The sequence below is a fragment of the Actinomyces sp. Marseille-P3109 genome (genome assembly GCF_900323545.1).
Taxonomy (GTDB): domain Bacteria; phylum Actinomycetota; class Actinomycetes; order Actinomycetales; family Actinomycetaceae; genus Actinomyces.
This window is the reverse complement of sequence record NZ_OOHN01000008.1, coordinates 1,488,475-1,505,624: the sequence shown is the minus strand read 5'-3', so window position 1 is coordinate 1,505,624 and position 17,150 is coordinate 1,488,475. Positions and strand designations below refer to the sequence as shown.

Annotated in this window: 15 protein-coding genes; 6 read left to right on the top strand and 9 right to left on the bottom strand. The window is 70.2% G+C overall.

The window, feature by feature from the left end; all coding sequences use genetic code 11:
• Window position 1 precedes the first annotated feature (1 nt).
• The 4 genes from BQ8008_RS06755 to BQ8008_RS06740 all read left to right on the top strand — a co-directional run bounded on the left by BQ8008_RS06755 (window position 2) and on the right by BQ8008_RS06740 (window position 4,729).
• Window positions 2–1,744: an ABC transporter ATP-binding protein gene (locus tag BQ8008_RS06755; RefSeq protein ID WP_108833347.1), complete on the top strand. Its 1,743-nt coding sequence runs from the start codon at window positions 2–4 to the stop codon at window positions 1,742–1,744.
• Window positions 1,745–1,941: 197 nt separating this feature from the next.
• Window positions 1,942–2,895 (top strand): ABC transporter ATP-binding protein, encoded by a 954-nt coding sequence (locus BQ8008_RS06750; RefSeq protein ID WP_108833346.1) that lies wholly within the window; start codon window positions 1,942–1,944, stop codon window positions 2,893–2,895.
• A gap of 119 nt (window positions 2,896–3,014) precedes the next feature.
• Window positions 3,015–3,824, top strand: a complete 810-nt coding sequence (locus BQ8008_RS06745; RefSeq protein WP_108833345.1) for an ABC transporter permease — start codon at window positions 3,015–3,017, stop codon at window positions 3,822–3,824.
• A gap of 104 nt (window positions 3,825–3,928) precedes the next feature.
• Window positions 3,929–4,729 carry a TetR/AcrR family transcriptional regulator gene (locus tag BQ8008_RS06740; RefSeq protein ID WP_108833344.1) on the top strand — a complete coding sequence of 267 codons (801 nt, stop codon included), beginning with the start codon at window positions 3,929–3,931 and terminating at the stop codon, window positions 4,727–4,729.
• 101 nt (window positions 4,730–4,830) lie between these two features.
• Here BQ8008_RS06740 and BQ8008_RS13915 read toward each other — a convergent pair whose 3' ends face one another.
• From BQ8008_RS13915 to BQ8008_RS06695, 9 genes are all read right to left on the bottom strand, one after another.
• Complete coding sequence (locus tag BQ8008_RS13915; protein ID WP_108833343.1) at window positions 4,831–5,517, bottom strand: sirohydrochlorin chelatase; 687 nt, start codon at window positions 5,515–5,517, stop codon at window positions 4,831–4,833.
• A complete protein-coding gene (locus BQ8008_RS06730) occupies window positions 5,514–6,557 on the bottom strand; it encodes a sulfite exporter TauE/SafE family protein (protein ID WP_108833342.1) in 1,044 nt (347 codons plus the stop codon). Before BQ8008_RS06730 ends, BQ8008_RS13915 begins: the two co-directional genes overlap by 4 nt.
• 41 nt (window positions 6,558–6,598) lie before the next feature.
• Window positions 6,599–7,339: a uroporphyrinogen-III C-methyltransferase gene (gene cobA / locus BQ8008_RS06725; protein WP_234415458.1), complete on the bottom strand. Its 741-nt coding sequence runs from the start codon at window positions 7,337–7,339 to the stop codon at window positions 6,599–6,601.
• A 148-nt stretch (window positions 7,340–7,487) separates the two neighbouring features.
• On the bottom strand, window positions 7,488–8,825 hold the full coding sequence (locus BQ8008_RS06720; RefSeq protein ID WP_108833340.1) for a sulfate adenylyltransferase subunit 1: 1,338 nt from the start codon (window positions 8,823–8,825) through the stop codon (window positions 7,488–7,490).
• The gene (cysD, locus tag BQ8008_RS06715) at window positions 8,825–9,835 is read right to left on the bottom strand and encodes a sulfate adenylyltransferase subunit CysD (protein ID WP_108833339.1); all 1,011 of its coding nucleotides are present in this window, start codon (window positions 9,833–9,835) and stop codon (window positions 8,825–8,827) included. The genes BQ8008_RS06720 and cysD overlap by 1 nt, the downstream gene beginning before the upstream one ends.
• A complete protein-coding gene (locus BQ8008_RS06710; RefSeq protein ID WP_108833338.1) occupies window positions 9,832–10,623 on the bottom strand; it encodes a phosphoadenylyl-sulfate reductase in 792 nt (263 codons plus the stop codon). Before BQ8008_RS06710 ends, cysD begins: the two co-directional genes overlap by 4 nt.
• Window positions 10,620–12,323 (bottom strand): nitrite/sulfite reductase, encoded by a 1,704-nt coding sequence (locus BQ8008_RS06705; RefSeq protein WP_108833337.1) that lies wholly within the window; start codon window positions 12,321–12,323, stop codon window positions 10,620–10,622. Before BQ8008_RS06705 ends, BQ8008_RS06710 begins: the two co-directional genes overlap by 4 nt.
• A 458-nt stretch (window positions 12,324–12,781) precedes the next feature.
• Window positions 12,782–13,606, bottom strand: a complete 825-nt coding sequence (proC, locus tag BQ8008_RS06700) for a pyrroline-5-carboxylate reductase (protein WP_108833336.1) — start codon at window positions 13,604–13,606, stop codon at window positions 12,782–12,784.
• Between the two features lie 127 nt (window positions 13,607–13,733).
• The gene (locus BQ8008_RS06695; protein ID WP_108833335.1) at window positions 13,734–15,101 is read right to left on the bottom strand and encodes a Na+/H+ antiporter family protein; all 1,368 of its coding nucleotides are present in this window, start codon (window positions 15,099–15,101) and stop codon (window positions 13,734–13,736) included.
• 114 nt (window positions 15,102–15,215) lie between these two features.
• Here BQ8008_RS06695 and BQ8008_RS06690 point away from each other — a divergent pair, with 114 nt between their 5' ends.
• On the top strand, window positions 15,216–15,998 hold the full coding sequence (locus BQ8008_RS06690) for an SDR family oxidoreductase (RefSeq protein ID WP_108833334.1): 783 nt from the start codon (window positions 15,216–15,218) through the stop codon (window positions 15,996–15,998).
• Between the two features lie 177 nt (window positions 15,999–16,175).
• Window positions 16,176–17,027: a hypothetical protein gene (locus tag BQ8008_RS13325; RefSeq protein ID WP_159086777.1), complete on the top strand. Its 852-nt coding sequence runs from the start codon at window positions 16,176–16,178 to the stop codon at window positions 17,025–17,027.
• Window positions 17,028–17,150 lie beyond the last annotated feature (123 nt).

The window sequence follows — 17,150 nt, the reverse complement described above, 5'->3', positions numbered from 1 at the left end:
CATGTGGAAGCTGCTGATGCGAGTCGTCAACGCCGCCGAGATGCGGGCTATCACCGCCTGGTTCGCTGCCTCCGCCGTCCTTCAGGGCCTCACCCTGGCTCTCATGATCCCCTTTCTGCGCGCCCTCTACTCGCGCTCGGAGTCGCTGACCGGTTGGCTGATCGCTGTCGTGCTCATGGGAGTGAGCACCGTCGTCGTCGACACCACCGCCATGCACCGGTCCTACCGGGTCAGTGTCTTCGAGGTCTGCGACACCATGATCGACCGCATCGCCGAGCACGTCCTGACTCTGCCCCTGGGATGGTTCAGCGCCGAGCGGGAGGCCGCGGTCGTCAACGCCACCTCCAAGGAGGTCAACACCCTCTCCCACCTGGCCTCCTTGGTGATCCCCAACCTGTGCAACGCCTTCATCGTGCCACTGGTCATGCTGGGGGTCACGGCCGTCGTCGAGTGGCCCCTGGCGCTCATCATGGCCGCCACCATCATCCCGCTGACCCTCGTGTGGCGACTCATGGGAGTGGCCACCACCCGCGCCAACGAGATGGAGGACCGCACCTCGAGCGCCGCCGCCGGGCGCCTCGTGGAGCTCGCCCGGCTCCAGCCGGTGCTGCGCGCCACCGGTGTCATCGGAACCGGCTGGGAGCCGGTGCGCACCGCCCTTGAGGACGACTCCGCCTCCACCCTGGAGGGGCTGCGAGTCAAGGGCAGGCCCGGACAGTACTTCAACCTCATCGTCAACATCGCCTTCGCACTGGTCATGGCAGTCGGTCTGTCACGCGTGAGCGGGCACCGGCTCGACGTCGTCGGATACCTCGCGATCATGGCCGTCACCGCGCGCACGCTGCTGCCGCTGACGAAGGCCGCCATGTACGCCTCCGAGGCCAACAACGCGAAGGTCGCCCTGCGGGCCGTAGGGGGCATCCTCGACGCGCGTCCACTGCCCGACCCCGAGCCCGGCCAGGAGGTCGAGCCCCGGGGAACCACGATCGCAATGAGCGACGTCTCCTTCTCCTACGACGCCGGCCGCCCCGTCCTGGCCGGCGTCTCCCTGACCGCGCCCCAGGGCCGGGTCACCGCCCTGGTCGGCCCGTCGGGTGCGGGCAAGTCCACAATCCTGCGCCTGGCAGCCCGGTTCTGGGACGTCGACGACGGGACCGTCACCATCGGCGGGGTTCCGGTTCGCTCCATGCGGGCCTCGACGATCATGGGTATGACCTCCATGGTCTTCCAGGACGTCTACCTGTTCGACACGACCATCCGGGAGAACCTGCGCATCGCCCGGCCCGAGGCCACCGACGCCGAGCTGGCCGAGGCCGCCCGGCGTGCCCGCCTGGACCGCGTCATCGAGGCGCTGCCGCGCGGGTGGGACACGCAGGTCGGTCCCGGTGGGCTGAGCCTGTCCGGCGGGGAGCGTCAGCGCGTCGCCATCGCCCGAGCCTTCGTCAAGGACGCCCCGATCCTCCTGCTCGATGAGATCACCTCGGCCCTGGACGGTGAGAACGAGTCCGCCATCACCGAGGTGGTGCGCGAGCTCTCCGAGGGGCGCACCGTCATCGTGGTGGCCCACCGTCTGTCCACTGTCCGTCAGGCCGACGAGGTCGTCTTCCTCGAACCGGCCGAGGCCGGTGCCCGCGTGGCCCAGTGCGGTACGCCGCAGGAGTTGGCTACCGTCCCCGGACCCTTCCGCGAGTTCATCGAGGCCTCCTCAGCCTCCTCGCGCTGGCACATCCGCCAGCGGGTGTGACCCCGGACGGAAGAGGCTGACCCCGCTGCACGCAGACCGATGCCGTTTCCATACCACTCGGTATGGAAACGGCATCATTGTGTTTGCTAGTCAAAAGCAGGAAAGTATCGTATGGTTTCGTCCATACTGAACGGTATGGATCTGTTGTTGACCTCATGCCTTCGATTCCAGACACAACGCCGAAAGGAAAGGGATCCATGGCTGACGTACTGACCATCGAGGACCTCCACAAGCACTTCGGAAGCGGTTCGCACATCGTCCAGGCCAATGCCGGGATCACCATGACGGTGGGGGCGGGCGAGGTGGTCGGCCTCCTCGGGCACAACGGCGCCGGCAAGACCACTCTGGCCAACCAGGTAGTGGGCCTGTTGCGCCCCACCTCTGGACGCATCGTGCTCGACGGCGTCGACGCCGTCGCCAACCCCGCCCTCGCCCGTCGCCTCACCAACGTCCAGGCGCAGGCCAATGTCCCCATCACGGGGCTCACTCCTCTAACGGCGATCGACCTCGTGGGGCGCATGCGAGGAGGGCGTCCGCGTCAGACGCGCAGGCGCGCCGAGGAGCTGATCGACGCCCTTGACCTGGGGGAGTGGGCGAGGACGCCGGCTCAGAAGATCTCCGGCGGCGTTGCCCGTCTGACTGCCTTCGCCATGTGCGCCGTCGTCCCCGGGCGCCTGGTCATCCTCGATGAGCCCACCAACGACGTCGACCCGGTACGCCGCCGCCTGCTGTGGGACCAGATCCGTCTCCTGGCCGAGGCCGGGTCCGCGGTCCTCCTGGTGACCCACAACGTGCGGGAGGCCGAGCGGGCAGTCGACCGGCTCGCCGTCCTGGATCACGGCCACGTCATCGCTGAGGGAACCCCTGCGGCACTCGTGGCCGGTCACGGATCGCCCTTCGTCATGGAGGTCACCCGGGTTCCCGGCCGTGAGCTCGAGCCTCCGACAGATATGAGCCTGACACGGCACGACGACGTGCGCACATCCGTGGCGGTTCCCTCTCACCTTACGACGCAGGCCGTGGAGTGGGCCGCTCACGCCCTCGAGGACGGAGTGATCGAGCGCTACGAGCTGGCACCGATCTCACTGGAGGAGGTCTACGTCGACCTCACCGGAGAAGGGGGAGATGGGCCGCGACGTCGTGCCGCGTGAAACCGGCTGAGCCCCAGCCACATCTGATGATCCGTGTCGATCCGCATCGAACCCCGCCGCTGCCGCATGGGCGGATGCGACCCCCGACCCCACAAGATCAAGGAACGAAGGAGACCCTGATGACTACTCCAACCAGTGCGAGCACCGAAACGAGCCAGGTCGGTACGACCGATCCCGGAGCGGCGCCCCAGACGACTCCGCTCCGGCGCCAGCTCGGCCTCCTCATCCAGTGGCGGTTCCGCCGCAGCCTGCCCGTGCTTCCTCTCTTCATCATCGTCCAGACGCTGCTGTCCGTTTCAATGGTCCTGGGATACGGGCTCATCGCGGGCCACCCGGGACGCGAGGCGAGCCTTCACCTGGCCGGCGGCGGCCCGGCGATCGCGCTCATCTCGCTGGGACTCATCATGACGCCCCAGTGGGTCTCCCAGTCCCGCACTGAGGGCAGCCTGGACTGGATGCGCACCCTGCCCGTCCCCAGGATCGCCTTCCTCCTGGCCGACCTGACGATCTGGACCCTTCTGGCGCTGCCCGGGCTGTTGATAGGCATCCTCGTCGCCAACGCCCGCTTCGACGTCGACCTCGCTCCGCAGTGGTGGCTGGCTCCCGGAGCCGTGCTGGTCGCCCTGACGGCCGCCTGCATCGGTTACGCCATTGCCGTTCTCCTGGCCCCGGCCCTGGCCCAGGTCCTTTCCCAGGTGCTCGCCTTCGGCATCATGTTGTTCTCGCCCGTCAGCTTCCCCGCCGACAGGCTCCCCGGCTGGGCCCAGGAGACCCACCGGTGGCTGCCCTTCGAGTCCATGGCCCAGGTGGTGCGCGCCGGTCTGTTCTCCCACGACGCCGCCATGTCCGTCCGTTCCTGGATTCTGCTGGGCGGATGGTGCCTGGTGGCCGTCGTCGGAGCGTCATGGGCCCTGGGAAGGCGGCCCTGAGCCGGCCGAGGTCTACGGATGGTTGGGGAATAGCGGGAAAGCACGGTGGGCTGCGGAGGAAGTGCCGTGGCCCCATCCTGAGAAGCCTCATCTACAGTGGGGACATGACCGCCAGGAGCTCCGACCACGGGCAGAACAGTGACAGCGACTCCAGGGCCTCCGCCTCTGACGACATCAGGGAGGCGACGCGCGCCCTCAATGAGGCGATCAGCGCCTTCTCCCGAGCAGTGGGAGCGGCCGGTCAGGGAGCGCGCCGGAGCAGCGAGAGTGCGGTAGCAGCCTCCCTGGATCTTGCCTCCCGGAAGCTGGCCTCCGCCTCCACTGCGGTCGGTGCTACCGTCCCGGGGCGGGGCGGCGGACGTCGTCGCAGCGAGGAGACCCGGGCGCGAATCCTTGCTGCGGCCAGAGAGGTCTTCGCTGCCAAGGGCTACGAGGGGGCGTCGGTCAGTGACATCGCCTCGGCGGCTGGATTCACCAAGGGCGCCTTCTACTCCTCCTTCCCCTCCAAGGAGGCCCTGTTCCTGGAGGTCGTCACCTGTGGTGAGGAGAGCTCGGATGAGGTCGCTCAGGAGCCGGCGAGTCCCGACCGGTGGGGCGAGCAGCTTCAGGAGCTTCCCGTGGAGGATGTTGTCCTGCACCTGGAGACCTGGCTCTACGCGATTCGTCATGAGGACTCCCGGGACCGGCTGGCCGGCAGCTGGCGCCGATGGCTGAAAGAGACCTCCCTCATGGTGGCCCGTTCCCACGGACGCCGCGAGCCGAGCCAGCAGGACGAGGAGACGGCCTTCGGGCTCCTCGCGGTGAGCATCTTCGGGCGCGTGAGCGCCGCAGCCACCACCTCGCAGGAGGTCGAGCCCATCATCCAGAGACTGTCCGAGCGACTCCTTGAGAATGGTGGTGACTGACGTTCCTCCTCCGCCGAGAGCGGCATGTTTCTCGTAGGGGTACGGAAGAACGGTTGCCCTCCGTGAGGAATGCCCGGCTCGGCGGTGGGGTGCGCTCGCGGTCAGTCGATCAGCTCCCGGTAGCGGTGGACCACCAGGTCGGCGACCGCCGGATGGTCGCCGATGGGAGCGGCCACGACGTCGGCGCCCGTGGAGTGCAGGGCCCGGTGGAAACGTCCCTCCGCCAGCAGGTAGGTGGCCACGCCCACCCGCCTGGCACCCCGGGCCCGGGCCGTGCTCACCGCGTCACGGACGCTGGGGCGCGCAGCTGAGAGGTAGGCGGGCGTCACCTCGCGTCCCAGGTGCGCCCCGAGCAGGTGGGTGATGTCCTCGACCTCCTCCAGTGCCGCCCCCTGACGTGATCCGGCCGCGCCCAGGACGATGTGGTCGAGTCCTGCGAGCCCGCCCAGGGGTGCGGATGCCTCGTGGAGACGCTGCGCGACGGCCTCCACCAGGTGCTCCTCGACCCCCAGGTGCCCGGTGACCGTCCCTGAGCCGTGCCGTTCCACCGCGGCCGGTACGTCATTGAGGACGTGGTAGCCCCGGGCCAGGAAGAAGGGAAGGACCACCGGATCCACCAGCCCCTCCATCGCCGTGGCCGGATCCGGGTGCTGGAGCTCGACGTAGCCGGTGCGCACCTCCACCTCCGGCAGGATCGTGCGGACGCGCTCGGCGGTGCGCGACAGCAGGCAGGACGGCCCGGGCCGGCGCGAGCCGTGGGCGAGGAGCACCAGAGGACGTGCACTCATACCGGCTCCACCACCAGATCTGCGCGCGTGCGAGAACGGGCCGACTCGATCGACGTCGACCCGCCGGTGCCACCGGCGGTGGCCGGCTCGTCCGGTACGGCGGCCTCAGGTGCATGGTCATGCCGATGAGCGGATCGAACCTCCTCAAGCACCTGATCGGTCTCCTCCCGGACGTCCTTGGCGGCAGTCCGCGCCTTGCGCACCGCCAGGGCCAGGAAGGCCGTCCAGGCCGCCCCGAGCGCGCCGTACAACAGGACCCCGGTCCGGACTGAGGCCTCGGCCCAGGACAGCAGGACGCGCAGGTTCGTGGCCAGGATCAGCCCGCCGACGGCGGTGCCCAGCACCGCTCCGGGCAGACGGGAGACCAGCCAGGCGGCGATCGGTGCAGCCACCAGACCGCCGGCCAGCAGGGCCAGGACGATCCCCGGGCTGATGCCCGCCGTTCCCAGGCCGGTGAGGAAACCGGCCGAGGCCGCCACCGTCACCAGGAACTCCGAGGCCCCCACCGAGCCGACTACTGTGCGCGGCGCCGTGCGACCGCCAGTGAGCAGCGTCGTCGTCACCACCGGTCCCCAGCCGCCACCGCCGGTGGCGTCGACGAAACCGCCCACCAGCCCCAGGGGAACCAGGAGCCGCCTGCCGTGCGGGGAGCGCCGGTTACCAGAGCCGCGGGGCGGGCGCAGGGCGAAACGCCCCAGGACGTAGGCCCCCAGCAGGATCAGCAGGCTCGCGGTCACCGGGGTCGCCGCGCGGGTTGACAGGTGAGACAGGACCGTGGCGCCGCTGAAGGCACCCACCGCACCGGGCAGCCCCAGCCGGACCACCAGGCGGGGATCGGTGTTGCCCAGCCGCCAGTGGGAGGCCCCCGAGGCCAGGGTCGTGCCGATCTCAGCCAGGTGCACCGAGGCCGAGGCCAGTGCCGGGCTCAGTCCGGCCAGAAGCAGCAGGGAGGACGAGGTCATGCCGTACCCCATCCCGAGGGAGCCGTCGACCAGCTGAGCGGCCAGGCCGACGAGGGCGAGTAGAACAAGCTTGCGCATCAGTGACTCCAGGACGTTCGGTCTGTGTGCGCCGAGGCGGGCTAGGCGGCGGGGCTCGCCGGCCTGGTCTCCTCGACGACTCGATCAGCCCAGTGAGGACTGAGGGTGACGACGTCGCCGATGACGATGACCGCGGGGGCGGTCACGCCGTACCGGGCGGCGACGTCGGCCAGACATCGCAGCTCGGTGGTCATCACGCGCTGGTCGGGGTGGTAGCCGCGCTCGATGACCGCCGCCGGAGTGGCCGGATCGCTGCCGGCCTCCAGCAGGGAGGTCACCGAGTCCCGCAGGCGGGAGACACCCATGAGCAGGATGAGCGTATGGTCGCGGCGCTGAGGGAGGACCCCCAGGTCGGCGTGGGCCGTGATGACCGAGAAGCCGCGCGACAGACCGCGGTGGGTGACGGGGATGCCCGCCGCAGCCGGGACGGAGACGGCGCTCGTGATCCCCGGGACCACCTCGACGGCCACGCCCGCACGCTGGCAGGCGACCGCCTCCTCCCCGCCTCGCCCCAGGACGTAGGGGTCCCCGCCCTTGAGGCGGACCACTCCCTTGCCTCGACGGGCCAGGTCGACCAGGAGCGCATCGATCTGCGCCTGACTCATGACGTGCTCGCCACGTCGCTTGGAGGCGTCGATGACCTCCGTGTCCGGGTGCAGGTCCTTCAGCAGCCCGCGAGGAGCCAGTGCGTCGACGACGACCACGTCCGCCTGGTCCAGCAGCTCCAGACCACGGGCGGTGATGAGGTCGTTGCTGCCCGGGCCTCCGCCCACCAGGGCCACCCACCCCTGTCCGGATCCGGTGAAGGACTCCGGGAGGACCTCGGGCACGGGCGGCACCGGGGAAGGAACGGAAGGAGACGGAGGTGCCGGTTGCGCCGGAGCGACCTCGGTGATCTGTGCACGTGACATGACGATGCTGACCCGTCCCTCACGCCCGACCGGCCCTGGCGGGACGGTTGGGCAGTCTCACCATTCCGGCCGCCAGCGTGCCGCCCTCGTGGGCGTCGATGAGGAGGAAGGCGCCGTCGGACCGGGAGAGCGAGTAGTCGGCCAACGGCACCGGGGAGGCCAGGCGCAGCTGCACCAGGCCGATGTCGTTGAGCTCAAGGGCGTCCGCCGGCACCGTGGTCAGGTCGTCCAGGTCGAGGCGGCCCTCGATGGTGCGCACGATCGCCTGGACCGTCTGGGCGCCGTGCTTGAGCAGCACCCGTGCCCGGGGGCGCAGGGGCTCCTCGCTCAGCCAGGACACGCGGGCCTCGACCTCGGTGAGCACCTGGGGCGCGTCGCCCGCCGCGGCCAGGGTGTCGCCGCGGGCGACGTCGACGTCGTCGGCCAGACGAACCGTGACGGACTGGCCCTCACCGGCCTCCTCCAGGCTGCGTTCGCCCAGGTCGATGCCGGCCACGCGCGAGCGCCTGCCCGAGGGCAGGACCACCACGGGGTCGCCGACGTGCACCGTGCCCGAGGTGATCTGCCCGGCGTAGCCGCGGTAGTCGCGCAGCTCGGGTGTCGGTGCGGCGCCCTGGGGACGGATGACCAGCTGGACCGGGAGGCGGAAGGCTCCCTCATCGCGGGCGGTGGGCAGGGACTCCAGGAGCCCCAGCAAGGTCGGCCCCGCATAGAAGGGCGTGCTGGCGGAGGCCTCGACGATGTTGTCGCCCAGGAGCGCGGAGGTCGGCAGGACGTGGATCGCGGCCACGCCCAGCTCCGCGGCCACGGCGCGGATGTCGGCCTCGATGGCGGCGTAGACCTCGGCGGAGAAGTCCACCAGGTCGATCTTGTTGACCGCGACGATGACGTGCGGGACCCGCAGCAGGGCGGCGACCGCCAGGTGGCGGCGTGTCTGCTCCAGGACCCCGTTGCGCGCGTCCACCAGCAGCACGACGACGTCGGCCGTGGAGCAGCCGGTGACCGTGTTGCGGGTGTACTGCACGTGCCCGGGGCAGTCGGCCAGGATGAAGGAGCGCCTCGGGGTGGCGAAGTAGCGGTAGGCGACGTCGATCGTGATGCCCTGTTCCCGCTCGGCCCGCAGCCCGTCGGTCAGCAGTGCGAGGTCCGCGCTGGTCAGTCCCCGGTCCAGGCTGACCTGCTCGACGGCGGCCAGCTGGTCTCGCAGGACGGACTTGGAGTCGAACAGCAGGCGGCCCACGAGCGTGGACTTGCCGTCGTCGACGCTGCCGGCCGTGGCCAGTCGCAGCAGCGAGCCGGTGGCTGCGGCGCGCGCCTCGGCCTCGGCGGGGATATCGGTGAGGGTGGGGGTGCTCATCAGAAGTAGCCCTCCTTCTTGCGGTCCTCCATGGCCGCCTCGCTCAGGCGGTCATCGGCGCGGGTGGCTCCCCGCTCGGTCAGGGTGGAGGCGGCGACCTCCAGGACGATGTCGTGGTTGGTGGCGGCATCGGACTCGACGGCTCCCGTGCAGGACATGTCGCCCACGGTGCGGTAGCGCACGGTGCGGGTGACGACCTCCTCGCCGGTGCGCAGCGCGTTGACACCGCCGGCGGCCAGCCACATCCCATCGCGCCGGAAGACCTCGCGCTCGTGGGCGTAGTAGAGGCCGGGCAGCGCGATGTCCTCGCGCTCGATGTAGCGCCACACGTCGAGCTCGGTCCAGTTGCTCAAGGGGAAGACCCGCACGTGCTCCCCGGGACGGTGACGGGGATTGAGCAGGTTCCACAGCTCGGGGCGCTGGTTGCGCGGGTCCCACTGGCCGAACTCGTCGCGCAGGGAGACGATGCGCTCCTTGGCCCGGGCCTTCTCCTCGTCGCGGCGTCCGCCGCCGAAGACTCCGTCGAAGCCGCCCTCCTCGATGGCGTCGAGAAGCGGGATCGTCTGGAGAGGATTGCGGGTGCCGTCGGTGCGCTCGCGCAGACGGCCGTCGTCGATGTAGTCCTGGACGCGGGCCACCACGAGCCGCAGACCGAGGTCCTCGACCGTCTTGTCACGGTAGGCCAGCACCTCGGGGAAGTTGTGGCCGGTGTCCACGTGCAGGACGGGGAAGGGGATCGGAGCGGGCCAGAAGGCCTTGCGCGCCAGGTGCAGCATGACCACGGAGTCCTTGCCTCCGGAGAACAGCAGGACGGGGCGGCGGCACTCGGCGGCGATCTCCCGGATGACGAGGATGGCCTCGGCCTCCAGGACGTCAAGGATGTCCAGGGCCTCAGTGGCTGCGGGGGCCTTGGAAAGGTCGGCGAGACCGGCCGGTTCGAGGTCCGGCGCCTGAGCAGGGCCAGGGGAGGGGGCCGGGGCCGGCTGGGTGTGGGTCAGGGTGATGCTCATAGGTGGATTCCGCATTCTGTCTTGGTGAATCCGGCCCAGCGGCCGGAACGGGGATCGTCTCCGGGTTTGACTCGCGCTGTGCACGGGGCGCAGCCGATCGAGGGGTATCCGTCGTGCAGGAGAGGGTTGATGAGCACGCCGTACTGGTCGGCGTAGCCGGTCAGGTCCTCCATGGTCCAGGCGGCCAGGGGGTTGATCTTGACGATCTCGTGGGTGGCGTCCCATCCGATCAGCGGCGTACGGGTGCGGGTGGGGGCGTCCTCGCGGCGCACGCCGGTGGCCCAGGCCTCGTAGCCGCTCAGGGCCCGGGCCAGTGGCTCGACCTTGCGCAGGCGGCAGCAGGCGGCCGGGTCCCGCGACCACAGGTCCGGTCCGTAGCGCTCGTCCTGCTCGGCCACGGTCAGTTCGGGAGCCACGTCGACGACGGTGACGTCCATGGTGGCGGCGACGGCGTCGCGGGTGCCCATGGTCTCCGCGAAGTGGTACCCGGTGTCCAGGAACAGGACGTCGACGCCGGGCAGGACCCGGGAGACCACGTGAGGCAGGACGGCATCGGCCATGGAGCAGGCCACGGCGAGCGTGCCGGGGAAGTTCTGGGCCGCCCACTGGACGACGTCGAGGGCAGGGGCGTTGTCACCGAGCTCGCGCGCGCCGACCTCGGCCAGGGCGCGCAGCTCCTCCTTGGGCCGCAGCGGAGCCCGGCCTGTGCCCTGTGACTTCGATGCGGTAGGAGCGTGGTGTGGCGGGCCCAGGGGCACCTGGGTGCCCTCAGCGGTCACGGCGCTCATTGCAGGGCCTCCTCATCGGCTCGGTGCGCCCACTGGGCGAAGGTCTCCTCGGGGATGCGCTGGTCCAGGTACCGACGCACCAGGCGCTCGACGTAGTCGGTCAGGCCGGAGGCGGGAACCTTGAGTCCGCGCACCGTGCGGCCCAGGCCGGCCTCGGCGCGTCCGTCGGTGGCCAGGCCCCCGCCCAGGTGCACCTGGAAGCCGGGCATCTGCTCGCCGTCGACCGTGATGATCTGACCCTTGAGGCCGATGTCCGCGATCTGGATGCGGGCGCAGGAGTTCGGGCAGCCGTTGACGGTCAGGGTGATGCGCCGCTCGAGGTCGGTGTCCGCCAGACGCGCGTCGAGCTCGGCCGATACGCGCGCCGCCAGCTTCTTGGTCTCCACGATCGCGAACTTGCAGAACTCCAGCCCGGTGCAGGCCAGGGTCGAGCGGGTGAAGGCGCCCGGGTCCGGATCGAGCCCCAGCTCTCGCAGGCCGGCGACGGCGTCGTCGACCCTGTCGGCCGGCACGTCCAGGAGCAGAAGGTTCTGCAGCGGGGTGGTGCGCACCCGGTTGGAGCCGACCCTGCCGGCCAGGTCGGCCAGGCCCAGCAGGACGTCACCGCTCAACCGGCCGACGGGTGGCTTGGCACCCACCCAGAAGCGGCCGTCCTTCTGCTCGTGGACGCCGATGTGGTCGGAGTCCCCGCTCGGCTCCTCGGGGGCCGGCCCGTCGGGCAGGGCGCGCCCCAGGTAGTCGTCCTGGAGGACCTGGCGGAATCTCTCCGGCCCCCACTCGGCCATGAGGAACTTCAGCCGGGCCTTGTTGCGCAGGCGACGGTAGCCGTAGTCGCGGAAGATGCGGATGACGCCGTACCAGACGTCGAGGGCGTCCTCCGGCGTGACGAAGGCCCCCAGCCGCTGGCCCAGACGTGGGGCGGTGGACAGGGCGCCGGCCACCCACAGGTCGTAGCCGGGACCGAGCTCGGGGTGGTTGACGCCGACGAAGGAGATGTCGTTGATCTCGTGGAGGATGTCGAGGCTGGGGGAGCCGGTGATGGCCGTCTTGAACTTGCGGGGCAGGTTGGCCAGCTCGGGGTCGCCCAGGTAGGTGTCCTTGATGGCCCGGGCCAGTGGGGTCGGATCGATGACCTCGTCCTTGGCGATGCCGGCCACCGGGGAGACCAGGAACCCCCGGGGCGTGTCCCCGCAGCCCTCGATCGTGGTCAGACCCACCGACTCCAGGCGCTGCCACAGCTCGGGCACGCTGCCGATCTCCACCCAGTGGAGCTGGATGTTCTGGCGATCGGTGATGTCGGCGGTGCCGCGGGCGAAGTCGTTGGAGACCGAGCCCAGTACCCGCAGCTGCTCGCGGCTCAGACTCCCACCGTCCAGACGCACCCGCTGCAGGAAGTAGCGGTCGGACAGCTCGGAGGCGTCCAGCTGTGCCGTACGGCCGCCGTCAATGCCCTGCTTGCGCTGGGTGTACAGACCCCACCAGCGGAAACGGCCGTTGAGGTCGTCGGGTGCGATGGTCTCGTAGCCGCCGGGGCCGTAGATGTTGACGATCCGGTCGCGCACCGCCAGCGGGGACCCGTCCTGCTTGAAGGCCTCGTTGTCATTGAGCGGCGTGCGCCCGTCGAGGGCCCACTGGCCGTTCGACCGGGCCTTGCGCGGCGGGCGCACGGTGCGGACAGGTGGCGTGACGGTGGTGGTCATTGCTCCTCCATGACGGTGGCGTGTCATTGGCACATGAGGAGCGTCCGGGGCCGGCCTGGTGCGCTGCTGCGTGCAGAGCCTGCAGAGCCGTTCGGTTGGCGTCAGCCGTCTCAACGGGGCCTTCCGGACGCTTCATTGCGCCGGATACCTCGTTGCGGGGGTTGAAGTCCCCGTGGTGTCAGGCGCTGGTCAGGCCCGACAACACATGACCGCGTGGGCACGCAGAATGTCAGCGGGATAAGCACCGCTGAGAAGAACTGCGTGAGAGAAGGTCATGGCCGAAACAATAGCGACGGGTTTATCTGACAGCAAGCAAGAATGATATGTGCTTCCGGTCACGACGCCGTTGCCGAGAGCGATCTTTTCGCATAGAGGTGCGGAAAAACGGTGGCTCCATGCGAGACGTGTCCCCGTCGGCGCGCGGGAGTGGGGTGGGACCTGCTGGCCCGTGCTCGCGGCTACGCGCCCAGCTGGCGGTCGCGCTCGACGATGGCCTCGAAGGCGCGCACGACGGCGTCGGAGAAACCGGCCCGCTCCAGGGCCACCATCCCGGCCACCGACGTGCCGCCGGGGGAGCAGACCGCGTCGATGAGGTCGGCCGGCGTGCGGCCGTGCCCGCCCTCGGCAGTGCGCTGGGCCTCGGTCTGCACGGTGCGGGCGGTCCCCAGCACCGCCTGGGCCACGATCTGGACGGCGAGGGCCTTGGGGATTCCTCCCATGACGCCGGCGCGCGCCAGGGCATCGACGAAGGCGCACACCAGGGCGGGGGAGGAGCCCGCCAGGCCGATGAAGGCGGAGAAGTCCTTCTCCTCCAGGATGACGGTGCGCCCGATCGCCTCCATGAGGGTGCGCACTGTCTCCAGGTCACGGGCGCTCGCGTTGCGTCCCGGCGCCAGCGCCGTCATGGACTCGCCCACGGCCGCCGCCATATTCGGCATCGTGCGCACGACGCGGGTGCCCTCGGGCAGCATCGACTCCAGGCGCTCGAGCGTCAGGCCGGCCGCGATGGAGACCACCAGGGGCTCGCTGCGGCCGATGGCCTCGGACAGCCGGTTCAGGACGGTGGGGATGACATAGGGCTTGAGCCCGAGGATGAGGATGTCGCTGCGCGAGACCAGGTCGGCGGCGTCGGGCACGTGGACGGCCCCGACCTGGCCGGCCAGGCGCTCGGCGGAGCCGTGCTTGCTGGTGAGCAGGAGGTGCCCGGCCGGTGTTCCCGCGGCCACCGCCCCTCGCACGATCGCGCTGACCATGTTGCCGGCACCGATGAAACCGATCCGCATGAGGGCCTCCTGCTCGTCTGTGACGTGAGACCAACACGGTACCGCGCCGGTGCGCCGGGAGGAGCGACTTCCGGAGAGTCGGTCGGTTCGTGGCGCACTGCCGGCACCCGCGACCGCCCGACCGGCCTCAGAGGACCATGGCGGCGATCCAGCCGGCGATGAGCAAGGGGATGTTGAAGTGCAGGAAGGTCGGGATGACCGAGTCGCGCATGTGGTCGTGCTGTCCGTCGGCGTTGAGACCCGCCGTGGGGCCCAGTGTGGAGTCCGACGCCGGTGAGCCGGCGTCGCCCAGCGCCCCGGCGGTCCCGATGAGGGAGACCGTCGCCACCGGTGAGAAGCCCAGGGACAGGCACAGGGGCACGTAGATCGCCGAGATGATCGGCAGGGTGGAGAAGGACGAGCCGATCCCCATCGTCACGATGAGGCCCACGAGCAGCATGACGAAGGCGGCCGCGGGCTTGGAGCCGGCGAACAGGGAGGTCGCCGACTTCACCAGCGGCTCGATCTGCTTGGTCTCCTTGAGGACATTGGCGAAGCCCTGCGCCGTGATCATGATGAGCCCGATGAGGGCCATCATCCGCATGCCGCCGGTGAAGACGTCGTCGGCCTCGGCGATGGCGACGACACGGGTGGCCATGAACAGCAGCAGGCCCAGGAGCGCCCCGACCAGGAGCGGATCGGCCTTGGACTCCATCCAGGTCAGGGAGGTCTGGACCGCGAAGCAGGCGACGACGGCGACCAGTGCGATCGCCACCTTGCGGCGGTCGATCTCGGCGGGACCGGAGATCTCCTCTCCCGAGTCGGAGTCGGCGCCGGTGTCGATCCGGTAGGCACGGGGTTTGCGGTAGGTGACGAACACGGCGATGAGCAGACCCGCGATCATGCCCAGCGCGGGGATACCCATGGCGTGAGTGGGCGAGATGTGGGAGACGTCCAGGCCCGCGTCCTTGATGTTGGCGTAGAGGATGTCGTGGAGGAAGACCCGCCCGAAGCCCAGCGGCAGAAACATGTAGGTGGTCACCAGGCCGAAGGTGATCGTGCAGGCCACCGCTCTGCGGTCCAGCTGCAGGCGGCTCATGACGATGAGCAGCGGCGGGACCACCAGCGGGATGAAGGCGATGTGGACCGGGATGAGGTTCTGGCTCATGATCGCCATGGCCGTCAGTCCGCCCAGCACCATCATGGTCGTCATGCGCACGGCTCGCTGGGAGGTGGAACCGTCCTCGGTCTCGATCCTGGCGATAAGCCAGTTCGCCAGCAGCTGGGGCAGGCCCGAGTGCGCCACAGCCATGGCGAAGGCCCCCAGCAGGGCGTAGGACAGGGCGATCTTGGCGCCGTCGGCCAGACCGTCCTGGAAGGCCACCATCGTCTCGCTGATTCCCAGGCCGGCGGTCAGTCCGCCCACGAGCGCGCCGACGAACAGCGAGAGCACCACATGGACGCGCAGTGTCGCCAGGACGAGCATGACCAGGACTGCGAGGATGACGGCGTTCACGGGGAGGCCTTCCGATGGGGTACCGGGTTGTGCGGTTCGGCCGGAGCCTGGCGGGCCCCACCGAACCGGGGCCGATTGTGCCAGGCCGGCGTGACGGGGACGTATCGTGGAGCAATGAGCGAGAACCACCACGACCTCACCAACAGCCTCCCGTCTGCCCGCCGCGCCCTGGTCACCGGGGCCTCGACCGGCATCGGCGCCGCCACCGTCCGGCTGCTGCGCTCCCACGGCTGGCAGGTGGTCGCCACGGCGCGGCGGGCGGAACGCCTCCAGGCCCTGGCCGCGGAGACCGGCTGCACCTGGGTGGCCGCAGACCTCCAGGAACCCGGCGACGTCGAGCGCCTGGCCCGCGAAGTGCTCGACGCCGGCCCGGTCGACGCGGTCGTCAACAACGCCGGCGGTGCGCTGGGAGTCGACCCGGTCGCCGAGGGCAAGGCCGAGGAGTGGGCCACCATGTACGAGCGCAACGTCCTCGCGGCCCTGCGCGTGAGCCAGGCCTTCCTGCCCGGCATGCGCGAGCAGGGCGGGGACCTGGTGTTCCTCACCTCCACGGCCGCCCATGACACCTACCCCGGGGGAGGCGGCTACGTGGCCGCCAAGCACGCCGAGCGGATCATCGCGAACACCCTGCGCCTGGAGCTGGTGGGTGAGCCGGTGCGCGTCATCGAGATCGCCCCGGGCATGGTGGCCACCGAGGAGTTCTCCCTCAACCGTCTCCATGGGGACGCCGATGCGGCCGCGAAGGTCTATGCCGGCGTCGCCGAGCCTCTGAGCGCCGACGACGTCGCCGCCTGCATCGCCTGGACGCTGGAGCTGCCCGCCCACGTCAACATCGACTCCATGGTGGTGCGGCCGCGGGCCCAGGCCTCCAACACGCTCGTCTCCCGCGATCTGTGAGGGAGCCTCGTGAGATGCGCGGGCAGCTCGGTGGCGTGCCGTGGCCGAGCGCCGCTGGATGGGCCGGTCCTCCCGGTCATAGGTTGCCCACAGGTCTGACCTGCCGCGGGCACAGAGCCGGTCCCTAACGTCTGCGCCAGCCCCGGCTGGGCCGGGAACCAGACTGAAAGGACATCCATGAGCAAGCACGTCTCCTCCAGTGGTGACGACACCTCAGCGTCCCGGCGCGACGCCGTCACAGAGAGCTTCTCCACCCAGGGCGGCACCGACGACGGCACGCGGGCTCTCCCGCAGAGCTCGACCGGCGGCGGCGTCGCAGAAGGTGCCACGAAGGATGTCACCAAGGATCCCGCGACAGCCCCCGTGCCGGACGCGGACCAGGATGGTGGGCGCAACGGCGCCGCTTCCGGATCACGTGAGGAGGCTTCCGCGGATCGTGCTGATCATGCCGCCGCGAACGCGCCGGCCAGCGCGGTTCGCGCCGCCGTCGCCGGCAACTCCACCTCCGACACGCGACTGGAGCGGTCATGGGCCACGCCGGGCGCTCAGAACGCTGCGACCATCGGCGTCGGCGGCTCTGTCTCCGACGCCGCCAAGAAGGCGCGCGCCAAGGCTCGCAAGCCCTGGTACCGCCGTCGCGTCGTTGTGGCGGCTGCCGGGGTGGCGCTGCTGGCTGGGACCTTCGCGGCCGGCTGGGGCACCAATGAGCTGCTCGGCCACGACAGTGACGCCCGTGGTAGTCACGCCCAGCAGGATCCCGGCAACGGCCAGGGCGGTCCCGGCGGGCAAGGAGGCCCCGGAGGCCAGGGCGGTCCCGGCGGACAGATGCCCGGCGGTGGTCCCGGTGGGGGCCAGGGAGGCCCCGGTGGTCAGGGCGGTCCGGGAGGAGGCTCCGGTGGAGCCGGCCGGACCACTCCCAACGGGGACGCGCCTGGCGGCTCCGGATCAGGCGAGGACGGCCAGCAGGGAGACTCCGGCTCCTCCGGCGTCCTCCAGCAGCAGGACGCCACCCCGAGCTCAGACAGCTGACGGCGCCACCATCTAGATCAACATTTTCTTCAGAGACGACGCGTATCCGTGTCGTCTCTGAAGTTCTTGTTGAGCTCTGCAGAATCGGTTACGGTCGCTGGCACGTCCCGCACCGCTGACCCT